Below are 14,697 nucleotides of genomic sequence, written 5' to 3' on the forward strand. Positions count from 1 at the left end.
CTTCCCCCTTCGAGCCGGGTCCGTCAGACCGACATGTCCGTGGGGACGGCGGGAGCCGCCCCCGGGGTTGCCCCCGGCGCCGTCGGATTCACGGCGGCGGATGTCCCCGCCGAGGCCCCCGTCACCCCCGGGCCCGCAGGCACCGCCGTCGCCCCGAACCCGCTCGCCGCCGAACTGTCCGCGTCGGCCGTCCGCGCGGCCATGGTGTGCAGCCCGGCCCCGACCCCGGCCACCCGCCCTGCCAACCCCCTCAGCCCGCCGACGAGTTCACCGCGAGCCTGCCCGTACACGGTGGCGAAGCCGCTGCCCGGCTGGTCGGCCCCCCAGGGGGCGCCGAGCGCGGCGAGGCCCTGCTCGAGGGCGATGACGGCCTTCGCCAGCTCGCCGCCGAGCTTCTCGAACTCCTTTGCCTCGCCGTGCAGTTCCCACGGCTTGAGGACGAACTCCCCGCCCGCCTTCCCGCCCGCGCGGCCGGACGCCCCGGTACTGCCGCCTGCCATCCCCGCACCTCCCCGTAGCGGCCCCGTGACGGACCGGCCGCCATCCTAGGCACGCCCCCGGGCCCGCCCGCAGGGCCCGACTGACCTCTTCACCCCGCCTTCACTCCGGTCGACCCCACCGCACCGGCCCCACCGCACCGGCCCCGCCGCACCGGCCCCGCCGCACCGGCCCCGCCACCGCCCCCACCACGTGCCCCGCCACCGACCGACCGACCCGCCACCGACCCCGCCACCGGTCCCGCCGCCGCGCCCCCGCCACCGAAAGCTCTACCCTTGCCGGGTGGCACCAGCAGAAACGTCCAAGAAGAAGGCCAAGGCGAATCCCAAGGCCTCCCCCGCCCCCGTCGACCTCACGATGCCGACCCTGCGGCGCGAGATCCCGCGCGACGAGGTCCCGCTCGACTTCGCCCGCGCCTGGGTCGAGTTCGCCGACCCCGCCGACGAGGAGCAGGTCTTCCGCTGCGACCTCACCTGGCTGACCTCCCGCTGGTCCTGCGTCTTCGGCCAGGGCTGCCACGGCATCCGCGAGGGCCGCGGCGAGTCGGACGGCTGCTGCACGCTGGGCGCGCACTACTCGGACGAGGACGACGAGAAGCGCGTCCTGGGGCACGCGGCCCGGCTGACCCCCGAGCTGTGGCAGAACTTCGCCGAGGGCACCGACGCCAAGGGCCGGATCAGGTCCGACGGCGGCATCACCATGCTCGACGAGGACGGTGACCGCCAGACCCGCCGGGTCAACGGCGCCTGCATCTTCGTGAACAGCCCGGGCTTCGCCGGTGGCGCCGGCTGCGCCCTGCACGCGCTGGCGCTCAAGGAGGGCCGCGAGCCGCTGGAGACCAAGCCGGACGTCTGCTGGCAGCTGCCGATCCGCCGCACCTACGACTGGATCGACCGTCCCGACGACACCCGCTACCTCCAGGTCTCGATCGGCGAGTACGACCGCCGCGGCTGGGGCCCGGGCGGCCACGACCTGCACTGGTGGTGCACCGGCGCCCCGGCGGCCCACCAGGGCGCGGAGCCGGTGTACGTCAGCTACCGCCCCGAGCTCACCGAGCTGATGGGACGGAAGGCGTACGAGGTGCTGGCCCGGCTGTGCGAGGAGCGGATCGCCACCAAGGGCGACCGCAAGGTGGCCCCGCACCCGGCGGACCCGGTCAAGAAGTCCAAGAAGGACTGACCGGGGCCGCACGCGTCGACACCGGCCCGCTCACCTGCACCGGCCCACCCACCCGCACCGGCCCACCCACCCGCACAGGGCCACGAGCCCGCCCAGGTCCACGAGCCCGCACCGGCCTACTTGTCGATGTCCCCGACCACGAAGAACATCGACCCCAGGATCGCCACCATGTCCGCGACCAGCGTCCCCGGCAGCAACTCGGTCAGCGCCTGGATGTTGTTGAAGGACGCCGAGCGCAGCTTGAGCCGCCACGGCGTCTTGTCGCCGCGCGAGACCAGGTAGTAGCCGTTGATCCCGAGCGGGTTCTCGGTCCACGCGTAGGTGCTGCCCTCGGGTGCCTTGAGCACCTTGGGCAGCCGCTGGTTGACCGGGCCGGGCGGCAGCGCGGCGAGCTTGTCGAGGCAGGCGTCGGCGAGGTCCAGCGAGTTGAGGGTCTGCTCCAGCAGGCACTCGAAGCGGGCCAGGCAGTCGCCCTCCTCCCGGGTGACCACGGTGAGCACCTGCCGCAGTTCCTCGGAGCCGTACGCGAGGTACGGCTCGTCGCGGCGCAGGTCGAGGTCGAGGCCGCTGGCCCGGGCGATCGGGCCGCTGACGCCGTACGCCTCGGCCTGCGCCCGGGTGAGGACGCCGACGCCGGCGGTGCGGGCGCGGAAGATCTCGTTGCCGAGGACGAGGTCCTCGAAGACCGGCAGCTGCGAGCGCACGGTGGCGACGGCGGCGCGGACCCGGCCGAGCCAGCCGGCCGGCAGGTCCTCCTTGAGGCCGCCGACCCGGTTGAACATGTAGTGCATCCGGCCGCCGGATGCCTCCTCCAGCACGTGCTGGAGGTCCTCGCGGCCGTTGAAGGCGTGGAAGACCGGGGTGATCCCGCCCAGCTCCAGCGGGTACGAGCCGAGGAACATCAGGTGGTTGAGCACCCGGTTGAGCTCGGCGAGCAGGGTGCGGATCCACACCGCCCGCTCGGGGACCTCCATGCCGAGCATCCGTTCGACGGCCATGACGACGCCGAGCTCGTTGGAGAAGGCGGAGAGCCAGTCGTGCCGGTTGGCCAGCATGATGATCTGCCGGTAGTCGCGGGCCTCGAACAGCTTCTCGGCGCCCCGGTGCATGTAGCCGATCACCGGCTCGGCGCTCACGATGCGCTCACCGTCGAGCAGCATCCGCAGCCGCAGCACGCCGTGGGTGGCCGGGTGCTGCGGGCCGATGTTGAGCACCATGTCGGTGCTGCCCGCCGCGCCGGTGAAGTTCTCGGCTCCCGCCCCGATGCCGACCGTGGTCTCCCTCATGCCCCCAGAGTCTGCCATCCCGGCAGGGCCGCCAAGCTCGCAGGTTCCGACATCCGGACGGCCTGTACCAGCCACCCGAACCCGCCCAGCCCGCCCGGGTCGATCAGTTCGGCCCCCTCCCCGGCCCCGCTCAGCGCCCGCAGGTAGCCGGCCGGGTCGCTGGTGGCCAGCGCGAGCGCCGGGCGTTCGCCGCTCACGCCGAGCGCGCGCAGTGCCTCGCGCTGGGTTGTCCACAGGCTGTGGAGGGCGGGCGCGGCGACGGAGTCCAGTGCGACGTGCGCGGTGACGTCGCAGGAGCCGTCCGGCACCGGGGCCACCTCCCGGCCGTCCCGGAAGCCGGCGAACGTGCCGAACGGCGGCCGCCTCCCGGCGGTGTGCCCGTAGTCGACGGCGACGGCCAGGCCCCGCTCCAGCCCGGCCACGGCCCGCGCCCAGGCGGCGTCCCGGGGGCCGCCGAACTCCACCGCCCCGCCGGGCTCCGCGACCGGCCACCAGCGGGCGGCCCAGGCCGCGTCGGCCTCCGACACCGGCTCGCCGAGCCGCTGCTCGCCCGTCGCGGTGTCCACCTCCACGTAGCGCAGCACCCCGTCCTCGTCGACCTCGCCGGCGTCCAGCGGGACGTTGTCCAGCCACTCGTTGGCGAACAGCAGCCCGGTCACCCCGCGCGGCGGTTCGTCCGTCCACAGGGCTGTGGACGGCAGGCCGGCCGGGCGCCCGGCGATCTCCACGCCGTACGGGCGCAGCCGCGCCAGCACCTCGGCGGGCAGCTCGGCCAGGACGCCGGTGAGCAGTTCGCCCCGCCCGGCCCCCACGTCGACCAGGGCCAGCTCCTCCGGACGACCGAGGGCCGCGTCAACCTCCAGCAGCAGCCGGGCCACCGCACGGGCGAACCTCGGGGAGGCGTGCACGGAGGTGCGGAAGTGCCCGGCGGGGCCCTCCGGCCTGCGGTAGAAGCCCCGCCCGGGCTCGTACAGGGCCTGTTCCATCGCGGGCGCCCACCGCATCCAAGTCATGGGGCGGGACGCTACCCGGCCGCGTCGTGGCCCACCCAATCGGATCAGGTGCTTCTCCGACCTACGGAGTAGGGCGGATCGCCCTACCGGCGGACCTGGGCACACGGAGCGACTGCCTACGCTGGACACGTGCATCGACTCAACGCCTGGCTCCGCCGTCACCCCATGGTGGTCGACGCCGCCTGGGCGTCGATCGTGCTGTTCTTCGGCCTGCTGCCGAACGACGCCTCCCTCGACGAGGGCTGGCTCTTCGACGCCTCGATCCTGATCGCGGTGCTGCTGCCGCTGCTGATGGTCTTCCGGCGGCGCCACCCCGACCTCACGGTGGCCGCCGCGGCCGGCATCGGCGTCGGCCAGGTGGTCGCGGGCGTGTCGCCGGGCGGCTCCTCGATCGCCTACCTGGTCTTCGCCTACACCGGCGCCGCCTTCGGCCAGAAGTGGACCTCCCGGCTGGCCCTGGCGGCCGGCCTCTCCGCCGGGCCGCTGGTGTTCTGGCAGATGAAGCCGGTGAAGACGGTCTTCGACCAGGCGGGCGACCCGCACACCCGCCCGTACACCTTCGGCGAGGCGGCGCTGATCACGCTGCTGATGAGCACGCCGTTCATCCTCTGCTGGGCCTGGGGCCGACTGACCAGGGTGCGCCGCGCCTACCTGACCGAGCTGGAGGACCGCGCCGCCCGGCTGGAGCGCGAGCGGGACGCCCAGTCCAAGGTGGCGGTCGCCGCCGAGCGGGCCCGGATCGCCCGCGAGCTCCACGACGTGGTCGCGCACAACGTCTCGGTGATGATCGTCCAGGCCGACGGCGCCGCGTACGTCCTGGACAACTCCCCGCAGCAGGCGAAGGAGGCGCTCGGCACGATCGCCTCCACCGGCCGCCAGGCCCTGGTCGAGATGCGCCGCCTGCTGGGCGTGCTGCGCACCTCCGACACCAGGGCCGAGGAGTACGTGCCGCAGCCGGGCGTCGAGGAGCTGCCGGAGCTGCTGGAGCAGGTCCGCACCGCCGGGCTCGACGTGGACTACGCCACCTCCGGGCAGCCGCGCGAGCTGCCGCGCGGCGTCGAGCTGACCGTCTACCGGATCGTCCAGGAGGCGCTCACCAACGTCCGCAAGCACGGCGGCCCCGACGTGCACGCCCGGGTCGCGGTCGACTTCGGCGAGCGCGAGCTGGCCGTCCTGGTGGAGGACGACGGACGGGGCAGCACCGACGAGCAGCTGACCGCGGGCGGCGCGGACGGCCTCGGCCACGGCCTGATCGGCATGCGCGAGCGCGTCGGCATGGTCAGCGGCCGGCTCGACGTGGGCCCCCGCCCCGGCGGCGGTTTCCGGATCCGCGCCGTCCTGCCGCTCAAGGCGGCCCACTAGCCCCGTCCGCCGTCCCCCCCTCCAAGGAGTCCCACCTTGACCATCCGCGTGATGCTCGTCGACGACCAGGAACTGCTGCGCACCGGCTTCCGGATGATCCTCCAGTCGCAGGGCGACATCGAGATCGCCGCCGAGGCGGGCGACGGCGCGCAGGCCCTCGAGCTGCTGCGGCGCACCGAGGTGGACGTCATCCTGATGGACGTCCGCATGCCGCGGCTGGACGGCGTGCAGGCGACCCGCCGGATCTGTCTGGCCGAGGACGGCAGCCCGCTGCCGAACGCCCCGCACGTGCTCATCCTGACCACCTTCGACCTGGACGAGTACGCCTTCGCCGCGCTCAAGGCCGGTGCCAGCGGCTTCCTGCTCAAGGACGTCCCGCCGACCGAGCTGGTGGCCGCGATCCGCGCGGTGCACGGCGGGGACGCGGTGGTCGCGCCGACCACCACCCGCCGGATGCTCGACCGCTTCGCCGAGGTGCTGCCCACCCCGCAGAGCGCGCCCGGCTCGGACGTCCTCGGCCCGCTGACCGAGCGCGAGCGGGAGGTGTTCCTGCTCGTCGCCCAGGGGCTGTCGAACGGCGAGATCGCGGCCCGGCTGGTGCTCTCCGAGGCGACCGTGAAGACCCACGTCGGCCGGATCCTGGCCAAGCTGGGCCTGCGCGACCGGGTCCAGGCCGTGGTGCTGGCGTACGAGGCCGGGCTGATCCGGGCCGGGGCCACGGACTGACGGACCGGGGGGCCGGCCGGCGGAGATCCGCCGGGCAGGCGGGGGCGGCGCCCGTACACTGGGGCGGTACGTCCGGTACCCGTCGAGGACTGGAACGGTCATTCAGGACAAGGGTGGACATGGGTTCGTCCGACTTCAGCGAGTTCGCCCCGCTCGGCGACCGGGCCTTCGGTGATCCCGGTGACCCCGGCAACCGTCCGGCCCGGCTGGCCGTCGGCGTGGTCGGCACCGGCCGGGTCGGTCCCGCGCTGGGCGCGGCGCTGCAGCTCGCCGGACACACCGTGGTCGCCGCCTCCGGGGTGTCCGCCACCTCCCGCCGCCGCGCCGAGGCGCTGCTGCCGGGCGTGCGGATCGTCACCCCGCCGCAGGTGCTGGCCGCCGCCGACCTGGTGCTGCTGACCGTCCCGGACGACGCGCTGGCCGACCTGGTGACCGGGCTGGCCGCCACCGGCGCGATCCGCCCCGGCCAGCTGGTCGTGCACACCTCCGGCGCGCACGGCGTCGCCGTCCTGGAGCCCGCCACCCGGGCCGGGGCGCTGCCGCTGGCCCTGCATCCGGCGATGACCTTCACCGGCACCTCGGTGGACCTGGCCCGGCTGGCCGGCTGCCCGTTCGGCGTGACCGCCCCCGAGGAGCTGCGGCCGGTCGCCGAGGCGCTGGTGGTGGAGATGGGCGGCGAGCCCGAGTGGGTGCCCGAGGAGGTCCGCCCGCTCTACCACACCGCCCTCGCCCACGGCTCGAACCACCTGGTCACCCTGGTCGCGCAGGCGATGGACCTGCTGCGCGCGGCCGGCGTCGCCGAGCCCGGCCGGATGCTCGGCCCACTGCTGGGCGCCGCCCTGGACAACAGCCTGCGCTCCGGCGACGCGGCCCTCACCGGCCCGGTCGCCCGGGGCGACGCGGGCACCGTGCGGCGCCACCTGGCGCAGCTCAGTACGGTGTCCCCGGACATCCCGGCGGCCTACCGGGCGATGGCCCGCGCCACCGCGCAGCGGGCGCTCGCCAACGGGACGATCGACGAAACGTCGGCGGCGGCGCTGCTGGACGTACTGAACGAGGAGAAGCGCTAGATGGCACGCGGTAAGCAGTCGAACAAGCCCCAGCGGACGCCGAAGGTCCACCGGGCCGTCATCACCCGCACCGTGGACGAATTCGAGGCCGCGTTCTGGCCGGACGAGCAGCCGGTGGACAACGCCGTCGTGATGACCATGGGCGCGCTGCACGAGGGCCACGCCGCGCTGATCAGGGCCGCCCGCAAGCAGGTCGGCCGGGAGGGCCGGGTCGCGGTGACGGTCTTCGTCAACCCGCTCCAGTTCGGCGCCGGCGAGGACCTGGAGCGCTACCCGCGCACCCTCGACGAGGACGTGCGGCTGGCCGAGGAGAACGGCGCCGACGTGGTCTTCGCGCCGTCCGTCGAGGAGGTCTACCCGAACGGCGAGCCGCAGGTGCGCCTGGTGGCCGGCCCGATGGGCGAGCGCTACGAGGGCGCCACCCGGCCCGGCCACTTCGACGGCGTGCTGACCGTGGTCGCCAAGCTGCTGCACATCACCGACCCGGACTTCGCCTTCTTCGGCGAGAAGGACGCCCAGCAGCTGGCGATCATCCAGCGGATGGTCGCCGACCTGGACTTCGACGTCGAGATCGTCGGCGTGCCGACCGTCCGCGAGGAGGACGGCCTGGCGCTGTCCTCGCGCAACCGCTACCTCTCGGCGCAGGAGCGCGCGCAGGCGCTCGCCCTGTCCGAGGCCCTGTTCGCCGGCCGGGACGCCGCCGCGCAGGGCCCGAAGGCCGTCCGCGAGGCCGCCTCGGCCGCCCTGGACGGTGCCGAGGGCGTCACCCTGGACTACCTCGCCCTGATCGACCCGCACGACTTCTCGGAGGCGGCGGACGACTTCCAGGGCGAGGCGGTGCTGGCCGTCGCCGCGAAGGTGGGCCCGACCCGTCTGATCGACAACGTCCGCATCATCGTTCGCTAGTCCGCCAGTCCGCTCCACCGTCCGCCGGGCCACCGGCGGCACCCCTCTTCCGGCATGCACTCACAGGAGGCGTGACCCGCAATGCTCCGCACCATGCTCAAGTCCAAGATCCACCGGGCCACCGTGACCCAGGCCGACCTGCACTACGTGGGATCCGTCACGGTGGACGAGGACCTGCTCGACGCCGCCGACCTGCTCCCCGGCGAGCTGGTCCACATCGTCGACATCAACAACGGTGCCCGGCTGGAGACCTACACCATCGCCGGCCCGCGCGGTTCCGGCGTGATCGGCATCAACGGCGCCGCCGCCCGCCTGGTCCACCCCGGCGACCTGGTCATACTCATCGCCTACGGGCAGATGGACACGGCCGAGGCCAAGGGCTACGAGCCGAAGATCGTCTTCGTGGACGAGCGGAACCGGATCACCGGCCTGGGCGGGGACCCGGCCGAGGCCCAGGAGGGCACCGGACTGCTCCGCGGGGACAAGGCGTACGGTGACGGCAACGGCGCGGCCGACGCCGCCTCGCGCTGAAGGAGCCACCCACGATGTCCACGCACCGCCTCACCGCCCCGGCCCCCGGCTGGACCGCCACCACCGACGTGGTCGTGGTCGGCTCCGGCGTGGCCGGCCTCACCGTCGCGCTCAACGCCCGCAAGGCCGGCCTGCGGGTCATGGTGGTCACCAAGGCGATGCTGGACGACGGCTCCACCCGCTGGGCCCAGGGCGGCATCGCCGCCGCCCTGGGTGAGGGGGACACCCCCGAACAGCACCTGGACGACACCCTGGTGGCCGGCGCCGGGCTCTGCGACGAGGAGGCCGTGCGCACCCTGGTCACCGAGGGCCCGGACGCCGTGCGCCGGCTGATCGCCACCGGCGCCGCCTTCGACCGCGGCGAGGACGGCCACGTCCTGCTGACCCGCGAGGGCGGCCACCACCGGAACCGGATCGCACACGCCGGCGGGGACGCCACCGGCGCCGAGATATCGCGCGCCCTGGTCGCCGCCGTCCGCACCACAGCGACACGAGCGGCCCTGGCCGCGGGGGAGATCGAGCTGATCGAGCACGCGCTCGTGCTCGACCTGCTGACCGACGCCGAGGGCCACGCCGCCGGGCTCACCCTGCACGTGATGGGCGAGGGCGCGCGCGACGGCGTCGGAGCCGTCCGGGCCCGCGCGGTGGTGCTCGCCACCGGCGGCATGGGCCAGGTCTTCTCGGCCACCACCAATCCGGCGGTCTCCACCGGCGACGGCGTGGCGCTCGCGCTGCGGGCCGGCGCCGCCGTCACCGACCTGGAGTTCGTCCAGTTCCACCCGACCGTGCTCTGGCTCGGCCCGGAGGCCGAGGGCCAGCAGCCGCTGGTCTCCGAGGCCGTGCGCGGCGAGGGCGCCCACCTGGTGGACGCGGACGGCGTCCGGTTCATGGTCGGGCAGCACGAGCTGGCCGAACTGGCCCCGCGCGACATCGTCGCCAAGGCGATCACCCGGCGCATGCAGGAGCAGGGCGCCGAGCACATGCTCCTGGACGGGCGGCACTTCGGCGCCGAGATGTGGGAGCGGCGCTTCCCGACCATCCTCGCCTCCTGCCGCGCGCACGGCATCGACCCGGTCACCGAGCCGATCCCGGTCGCCCCGGCCGCCCACTACGCCTCCGGCGGCGTGCGCACCGACCCGCACGGCCGCACCAGCGTCCCCGGCCTGTACGCCTGCGGCGAGGTCGCCTGCACCGGCGTGCACGGCGCCAACCGGCTGGCCTCCAACTCGCTGCTGGAGGGCCTGGTCTTCGCCGAGCGGATCGCCGAGGACCTCGCCGAGCGGCACCGGGCCGGCGAACTGCCCGAGCGCACGGTGGACGTCGAGGCCGCCCGGTCCGCGCCCGCGGTCCCGCTGCCCGCCTCCGAGGCGCGCGCCGAGATCCAGCGGCTGATGTCGCGCGGCGCGGGCGTGCTGCGCTCGGCCGCCTCGATGGCCGGCACCGCGGCCGGACTCGCCCTGATCTCCGAGTCGGCGTACGCGCACGTCGCCGAGGAGAAGCCGGCCGACCCCCGGGTGGAGACCTGGGAGGCCGCCAACCTGCTGCTGGTCGCCACCGCCCTGGTCGCGGCCGCCGCGCAGCGCGCGGAGACCCGCGGCTGCCACTGGCGCGAGGACTTCCCCGAGCGCGACGACGCCCACTGGCGGCGCCACCTGATCACCACCCTCGCCGCCACCGGCGGCCCGGTCAGCACCCCTGAGGAGCAGTAGAACCATGACCCACTCCCACGAGGAACTCCCGATGGCCGGCGGCTGCGGCGACGGCTGCGCCTGCGGGGACGGCGAGGGCTACGAGACCGGCCTGGACCCGCAGCTGGCCGAGCTGCTGGAGCAGGCCGGGCTGGACCCGGTCGAGGTCGAGGACATCGCCACCCTGGCGCTGGCCGAGGACCTGGCCGGCGGGGAGGACGTCACCTCGGTGGCGACCGTGCCCGCCGAGTCCGTCGCCACCGCCGACTTCACCGCCCGCCAGGCCGGCGTGGTGGCCGGCCTGCGGGTCGCCGAGGCGGTCGTCTCGCTGGTCTGCGAGGAGGAGTTCGAGGTCGAGCGGCACGTCGAGGACGGCGACCGGGTGGAGGCCGGCCAGGTGCTGCTCTCGGTGCGCTCGCGCACCCGCGACCTGCTGACCGCCGAGCGCAGCGCGCTCAACCTGCTCTGCCACCTGTCCGGCATCGCCACCGCGACCCGCGCCTGGGCGGACGCCCTGGAGGGCACCGGCGCGGTGGTCCGGGACACCCGCAAGACCACCCCGGGCCTGCGCGCGCTGGAGAAGTTCGCGGTGCGCTGCGGCGGCGGCGCCAACCACCGGATGGCGCTCTCGGACGCCGCGCTGGTGAAGGACAACCACGTGGTCGCGGCCGGCGGCGTGGCCGAGGCCTTCCGGGCCGTCCGGGCCGCGTACCCGGAGCTGCCGGTCGAGGTCGAGGTGGACACCCTGGAGCAGATCCCGCCGGTGCTGGAGGCCGGGGCGGACCTGATCCTGCTGGACAACTTCACCGTCGGGCAGCTGAAGGAGGCCGTCGCGCTGGTGGCCGGCCGGGCGAAGCTGGAGTCCTCCGGCGGACTGACCCTGGCCACCGCGCGCGAGGTCGCCGAGACTGGTGTCGACTACCTGGCCGTGGGCGCGCTCACCCACTCCTCGCCGATCCTGGACATCGGCCTGGACCTGCGCGCCTGACCGTCAGGTCGAGAACAGACCTGCCCCGACTCGCAGAAAGCGTCCCCGTGCTCCTCACCATCGACGTCGGCAACACCCAGACCACGCTCGGCCTGTTCGACGGCGAGGACGTGGTGGAACACTGGCGGATCTCCACGGATCCGCGCCGCACGGCCGATGAACTGGCGGTGCTGCTGCAAGGGTTGATGGGCAACCACACCGCGGTCCGGGAGGCCGCGGTGGAGGGCCTGGCGATCTGTTCGTCCGTCCCCGCCGTGCTCCACGAGCTCCGTGAGGTGACCCGCCGCTACTACGGCGACGTCCCCGCGGTGATCGTGGAGCCCGGCGTGAAGACCGGGGTGCACGTCCTGATGGACAACCCCAAGGAGGTCGGCGCGGACCGGATCGTCAACGCGCTGGCCGCCAACCACCTGTACGGCGGCCCGTGCATCGTGGTCGACTTCGGCACCGCGACCACCTTCGACGCCGTCAACGCGCGCGGCGACTACGTCGGCGGCGCGATCGCCCCCGGCATCGAGATCTCGGTCGAGGCGCTCGGCGTCCGCGGCGCCCAGCTGCGCAAGATCGAGCTGGCCCGCCCGCGCAACGTGATCGGCAAGAACACCGTCGAGGGCATGCAGTCCGGCATCCTCTACGGCTTCGCCGGCCAGGTCGACGGCCTGGTCGAGCGGATGGCCCGGGAACTCGCGAAGGACCCGGACGACGTCCAGGTGATCGCCACCGGCGGTCTCGCCTCCCTGGTCCTCGGCGAGGCCACCACCATCGACGTGCACGAGCCCTGGCTGACCCTGATCGGGCTGCGCCTGGTGTACGAGCGCAACCGACCCGCCGCGAGCTGAGCGGCGCTCAGCTGCCGGGGGTCGGGAAGCCCGGCAGGGTGGCCGGTCCGGACGACGGGGGCGTCAGGAGGCCCGGCAGGGCGGCCGCCGGACCGGTCGCCGCCCCCTCGGAGGCGGGCGGGGTGTCGATCGCCGCGGACTCCCCCGGCAGGGGCCGGGGAGGGGCCGGCCGCAGGGTCCCCTCGAGCGGCGCCGACGGCGGGAGGGTCGTCAGGCCCTCCGGCACCGGCGGCGGGACGGTGAGCCGGGTCCTTCCGGGCTCCGGCGTCGGCTTCCCCGCGTGCCGGTCCGGAATGGCCGCCATGACCTTGTTCCAGCGCGGGTCCTTCACCACCGCGGCGAGCTGGTCCGGCGTCAGCGGCGGGTCGGTGCGGGTGATCGGCGAGCCGTTCTCCAGCGGCTTGCGGTTCCACTCCTGGAGCATCATCCGGTAGCCGTTCCCGGACCGCACGGCGGACCAGGTCTTCGAGCCGGTCGGCTCGCCGCTGCGGGTGGCGGCCTGGTAGAGGCTCAGGTGGGAGCCGTCCGGGAGGTCGGACTCGGCGCAGGAGTCGCCGCCCGTCGGCACGGCCGGGCAGGACCGGTCCGCGGTGCTCGAGTCACGCATGATCCAGAACAGGTACTGCACCGCACCCTGGCCGTCGTCCAGCACCAGCCGCAGCTGCGGGGTGTCGCTCTCGGTGCCCCGGGCCTCGCCCACCGTCACCGCGCCCTGCGGCAGGAGTTCGGTGAGCATCTGCTGGAACTCCGGCCCGGTGACCGGGGCGGCGGGCGCGGTCGAGGCCCCGCCCGCCGCGCCGACCACCGCCGGGGAACCCTGCCCGGGCAGCAGGCCGCCGAGCGCGGCTCCGCCGACCCCGACCAGGGCCAGTGCGGCGGCGCCCGCCGCGGTGCCGACCCGCCGCCTGCGACGCAGCCGGCGGCCGTACGACCAGCCGGTGTCGACCAGCCGGCCGGCGTCGGCGTCATAGGCCCCGCCGGCGCGGCCGATGGCCTCGGCGAAGGCCTGCTCGAAGCGCTCGTCGGGTCCGTCGTGCTCTGCGGACATGCTGAACCAACCTCTCTACCACGTGGGTCGAAGTGACGTGTCGTGAAGCGCCGGCTCAGCGCCCGGCCAGCTCGTCGAGGCTGCCGCCGAGCAGGGCGCGGATCCGGCCGAGCGCGCGGAAGGACTGGGTCCGGACGGCGCCCGGGGTGAGCTGCAGGACCGCCGCGGTCTCCTCGACGCTGCGGTCCTCCCAGTAGCGCAGGACCAGCACCGCCCGGTCGCGCGGCGCGAGCCGGCCGAGCGCGTCCACCAGGGTCAGCCGCAGCTCCGGGTCGCCCTGCGGGGCCGCGCCGTCCGGCACCGCGTCGACCGGCCGCTCGCCGCTGGAGCGGCGGCCGCGGTGCGAGAGGAAGACCCGCACCAGCACGGTGTGGGCGTACCCCGCCGGGTTGTCGATCCGGCGCCTGCCCCCGAACCAGGAGGTGCGGTGCCACTGGGCGTAGATCCGCCCGAGCGCCTCCTGCACCAGGTCCTCGGCGAGGTGGGTGTCCCCGCCGGTGAGCAGGCAGGCCGACCGGTAGAGCGGTCTGGCCCGGGCGGCCGCGAAGGCCTGGAAGTCCTCGTCCCGCCGCCCCCGGCCGCCGGCCGCCTGTTCCTGATCGCCCGGTCGCATCCTGCCCGGCCCCCTCGCTCGTTCTCCCCTGACACCTGGATGACCAGATGGGCCCCGGGCGGCGTTACAGGTGGCGGCGAAAGGCTTTTTCACCGGGCCGGACGCGGGTGGTTCGGCGCGAGGTTACCGACAAATCGGATATTCCTCACGTACTGTCAGCCCATGCCTACGCCACACGGATCGCGCGGCGGCATGGCCTTCAGCGCCGACGAAGTCCGCGTGCTGCGCCGCGCCCTCGCCCAAGCCCTGCACCCCGCCGTCCCCGTCCACCTCCAGGGGCCCGACCGGCCGGCCCTCGCCGGGCCGGGCGCCGAACTCTGGGCCGAGGACGTCCAGGACGCCCTGCGCCTGACGGAGGCGATCGACGAGGCCGTCCAGGAGGGCGGCCGCCTGCGCGCCTTCCTGCTCGCCGACCTCGGGCGCTACCGCTCCGCCCTTCCCGGCAGCGCCCCCGGCTACCTGGAACGGCTGGAGGAGGCGGTGACCGACGGGTACCTGCCCGGGCCCGAGGACCTCACCGCGCTGCGCGGACTGACCCGCCAGCCCTGCGGCCAGGGCGAACGGGCCCGCCGCTCCCGGCTGGCCGGGCGCTGCCACGCGCTGGCCGAGGCCGCCGTGCGCGAGCGGCTCGCCCTCCACGCCGGGCAGCCCCGCCACCTGGTGGCCGTACCGAGCCCTGCCGCACCGCCGCACTGTCACCCCACCCCTGTAGGAGGACGGACCCCCATGAGCAGCACCGACTCCCGCCCGGAGCAGCCCGCCGCCGCGAAGACCCCGCCCCGTCCGCACCGGATGCCCACCCCCGCCGAGCTGTTCGGCCGCCGCCCCAAGCCCCCGACCCGCCCGGCCCCGCCCGCCGACCGGGCCCCCGAGGAGACCGAGGACGTCGAACTCGCCACCGGCACCGGCTGAGCCGACCCGTCCGCCGCCCCGGAGGGGAGACCGCCACC

Annotated in this window: 15 protein-coding genes; 10 read left to right on the forward strand and 5 right to left on the reverse strand. The window is 74.8% G+C overall.

From position 1 onward, the window contains the following. Window positions 1–23 precede the first annotated feature (23 nt). The gene (locus ABZ449_RS30500) at window positions 24–500 is read right to left on the reverse strand and encodes a hypothetical protein (RefSeq protein WP_360352629.1); all 477 of its coding nucleotides are present in this window, start codon (window positions 498–500) and stop codon (window positions 24–26) included. 355 nt (window positions 501–855) lie between these two features. Here ABZ449_RS30500 and ABZ449_RS30505 point away from each other — a divergent pair, with 355 nt between their 5' ends. Further along, window positions 856–1,677, forward strand: a complete 822-nt coding sequence (locus ABZ449_RS30505; protein WP_360352678.1) for a hypothetical protein — start codon at window positions 856–858, stop codon at window positions 1,675–1,677. A 116-nt stretch (window positions 1,678–1,793) separates the two neighbouring features. On the opposite strand, the gene ABZ449_RS30510 is transcribed toward ABZ449_RS30505, so the two are convergent. Together ABZ449_RS30510 and ABZ449_RS30515 are read right to left on the reverse strand one after the other, a co-directional pair. Next, window positions 1,794–2,963, reverse strand: coding sequence for an NADH-quinone oxidoreductase subunit D (locus tag ABZ449_RS30510; RefSeq protein ID WP_360352631.1), 1,170 nt, complete (start codon window positions 2,961–2,963; stop codon window positions 1,794–1,796). After that, window positions 2,960–3,976 (reverse strand): SAM-dependent methyltransferase, encoded by a 1,017-nt coding sequence (locus ABZ449_RS30515; RefSeq protein ID WP_360352633.1) that lies wholly within the window; start codon window positions 3,974–3,976, stop codon window positions 2,960–2,962. Before ABZ449_RS30515 ends, ABZ449_RS30510 begins: the two co-directional genes overlap by 4 nt. Before the next feature lie 129 nt (window positions 3,977–4,105). On the opposite strand from ABZ449_RS30515, the gene ABZ449_RS30520 reads away from it, so the two are divergent. The 8 genes from ABZ449_RS30520 (at window position 4,106) to ABZ449_RS30555 (ending at window position 12,086) form a co-directional block, all read left to right on the forward strand. After that, window positions 4,106–5,338 carry a sensor histidine kinase gene (locus tag ABZ449_RS30520; RefSeq protein WP_360352635.1) on the forward strand — a complete coding sequence of 411 codons (1,233 nt, stop codon included), beginning with the start codon at window positions 4,106–4,108 and terminating at the stop codon, window positions 5,336–5,338. A 36-nt stretch (window positions 5,339–5,374) separates the two neighbouring features. Then, complete coding sequence (locus ABZ449_RS30525; protein WP_360352637.1) at window positions 5,375–6,064, forward strand: response regulator transcription factor; 690 nt, start codon at window positions 5,375–5,377, stop codon at window positions 6,062–6,064. 119 nt (window positions 6,065–6,183) lie between these two features. Next, complete coding sequence (locus ABZ449_RS30530; RefSeq protein WP_360352639.1) at window positions 6,184–7,134, forward strand: DUF2520 domain-containing protein; 951 nt, start codon at window positions 6,184–6,186, stop codon at window positions 7,132–7,134. Next, window positions 7,135–8,040 carry a pantoate--beta-alanine ligase gene (gene panC / locus ABZ449_RS30535; protein WP_360352640.1) on the forward strand — a complete coding sequence of 302 codons (906 nt, stop codon included), beginning with the start codon at window positions 7,135–7,137 and terminating at the stop codon, window positions 8,038–8,040. It abuts the gene before it with no gap. Window positions 8,041–8,121: 81 nt separating this feature from the next. Next, complete coding sequence (gene panD, locus ABZ449_RS30540; protein WP_360352642.1) at window positions 8,122–8,571, forward strand: aspartate 1-decarboxylase; 450 nt, start codon at window positions 8,122–8,124, stop codon at window positions 8,569–8,571. A gap of 14 nt (window positions 8,572–8,585) precedes the next feature. After that, complete coding sequence (locus ABZ449_RS30545) at window positions 8,586–10,280, forward strand: L-aspartate oxidase (RefSeq protein ID WP_360352644.1); 1,695 nt, start codon at window positions 8,586–8,588, stop codon at window positions 10,278–10,280. 4 nt (window positions 10,281–10,284) lie between these two features. Further along, complete coding sequence (gene nadC / locus ABZ449_RS30550; protein WP_360352646.1) at window positions 10,285–11,247, forward strand: carboxylating nicotinate-nucleotide diphosphorylase; 963 nt, start codon at window positions 10,285–10,287, stop codon at window positions 11,245–11,247. A 47-nt stretch (window positions 11,248–11,294) separates the two neighbouring features. Next, window positions 11,295–12,086, forward strand: coding sequence for a type III pantothenate kinase (locus tag ABZ449_RS30555; RefSeq protein ID WP_360352648.1), 792 nt, complete (start codon window positions 11,295–11,297; stop codon window positions 12,084–12,086). A gap of 7 nt (window positions 12,087–12,093) precedes the next feature. Here ABZ449_RS30555 and ABZ449_RS30560 read toward each other — a convergent pair whose 3' ends face one another. Both ABZ449_RS30560 and ABZ449_RS30565 read right to left on the reverse strand, forming a co-directional pair. Next, the gene (locus ABZ449_RS30560; protein WP_360352650.1) at window positions 12,094–13,134 is read right to left on the reverse strand and encodes a hypothetical protein; all 1,041 of its coding nucleotides are present in this window, start codon (window positions 13,132–13,134) and stop codon (window positions 12,094–12,096) included. 55 nt (window positions 13,135–13,189) lie between these two features. Beyond that, window positions 13,190–13,747, reverse strand: coding sequence for a SigE family RNA polymerase sigma factor (locus ABZ449_RS30565; RefSeq protein ID WP_360352652.1), 558 nt, complete (start codon window positions 13,745–13,747; stop codon window positions 13,190–13,192). Between the two features lie 162 nt (window positions 13,748–13,909). On the opposite strand from ABZ449_RS30565, the gene ABZ449_RS30570 reads away from it, so the two are divergent. Continuing rightward, window positions 13,910–14,659, forward strand: coding sequence for a hypothetical protein (locus ABZ449_RS30570; protein ID WP_360352654.1), 750 nt, complete (start codon window positions 13,910–13,912; stop codon window positions 14,657–14,659). The last annotated feature ends 38 nt before the right edge of the window (window positions 14,660–14,697 follow it).

The organism is Kitasatospora sp. NPDC005856 (assembly GCF_040629945.1).
Lineage (GTDB): Bacteria > Actinomycetota > Actinomycetes > Streptomycetales > Streptomycetaceae > Kitasatospora.

What these genes read in the sequence shown, in the direction of transcription:
- ABZ449_RS30565 (WP_360352652.1), bottom strand. Translation starts at nt 13,747, where the DNA reads ATGCGACCGGGCGATCAGGAACAGGCGGCCGGCGGCCGGGGGCGGCGG.
- ABZ449_RS30505 (WP_360352678.1), top strand. Translation starts at nt 856, where the DNA reads ATGCCGACCCTGCGGCGCGAGATCCCGCGCGACGAGGTCCCGCTCGAC.
- panC (WP_360352640.1), top strand. Translation starts at nt 7,135, where the DNA reads ATGGCACGCGGTAAGCAGTCGAACAAGCCCCAGCGGACGCCGAAGGTC.
- ABZ449_RS30510 (WP_360352631.1), bottom strand. Translation starts at nt 2,963, where the DNA reads ATGAGGGAGACCACGGTCGGCATCGGGGCGGGAGCCGAGAACTTCACC.
- panD (WP_360352642.1), top strand. Translation starts at nt 8,122, where the DNA reads ATGCTCCGCACCATGCTCAAGTCCAAGATCCACCGGGCCACCGTGACC.
- ABZ449_RS30560 (WP_360352650.1), bottom strand. Translation starts at nt 13,134, where the DNA reads ATGTCCGCAGAGCACGACGGACCCGACGAGCGCTTCGAGCAGGCCTTC.
- nadC (WP_360352646.1), top strand. Translation starts at nt 10,285, where the DNA reads ATGACCCACTCCCACGAGGAACTCCCGATGGCCGGCGGCTGCGGCGAC.
- ABZ449_RS30570 (WP_360352654.1), top strand. Translation starts at nt 13,910, where the DNA reads ATGCCTACGCCACACGGATCGCGCGGCGGCATGGCCTTCAGCGCCGAC.
- ABZ449_RS30530 (WP_360352639.1), top strand. Translation starts at nt 6,184, where the DNA reads ATGGGTTCGTCCGACTTCAGCGAGTTCGCCCCGCTCGGCGACCGGGCC.
- ABZ449_RS30545 (WP_360352644.1), top strand. Translation starts at nt 8,586, where the DNA reads ATGTCCACGCACCGCCTCACCGCCCCGGCCCCCGGCTGGACCGCCACC.
- ABZ449_RS30515 (WP_360352633.1), bottom strand. Translation starts at nt 3,976, where the DNA reads ATGACTTGGATGCGGTGGGCGCCCGCGATGGAACAGGCCCTGTACGAG.
- ABZ449_RS30500 (WP_360352629.1), bottom strand. Translation starts at nt 500, where the DNA reads ATGGCAGGCGGCAGTACCGGGGCGTCCGGCCGCGCGGGCGGGAAGGCG.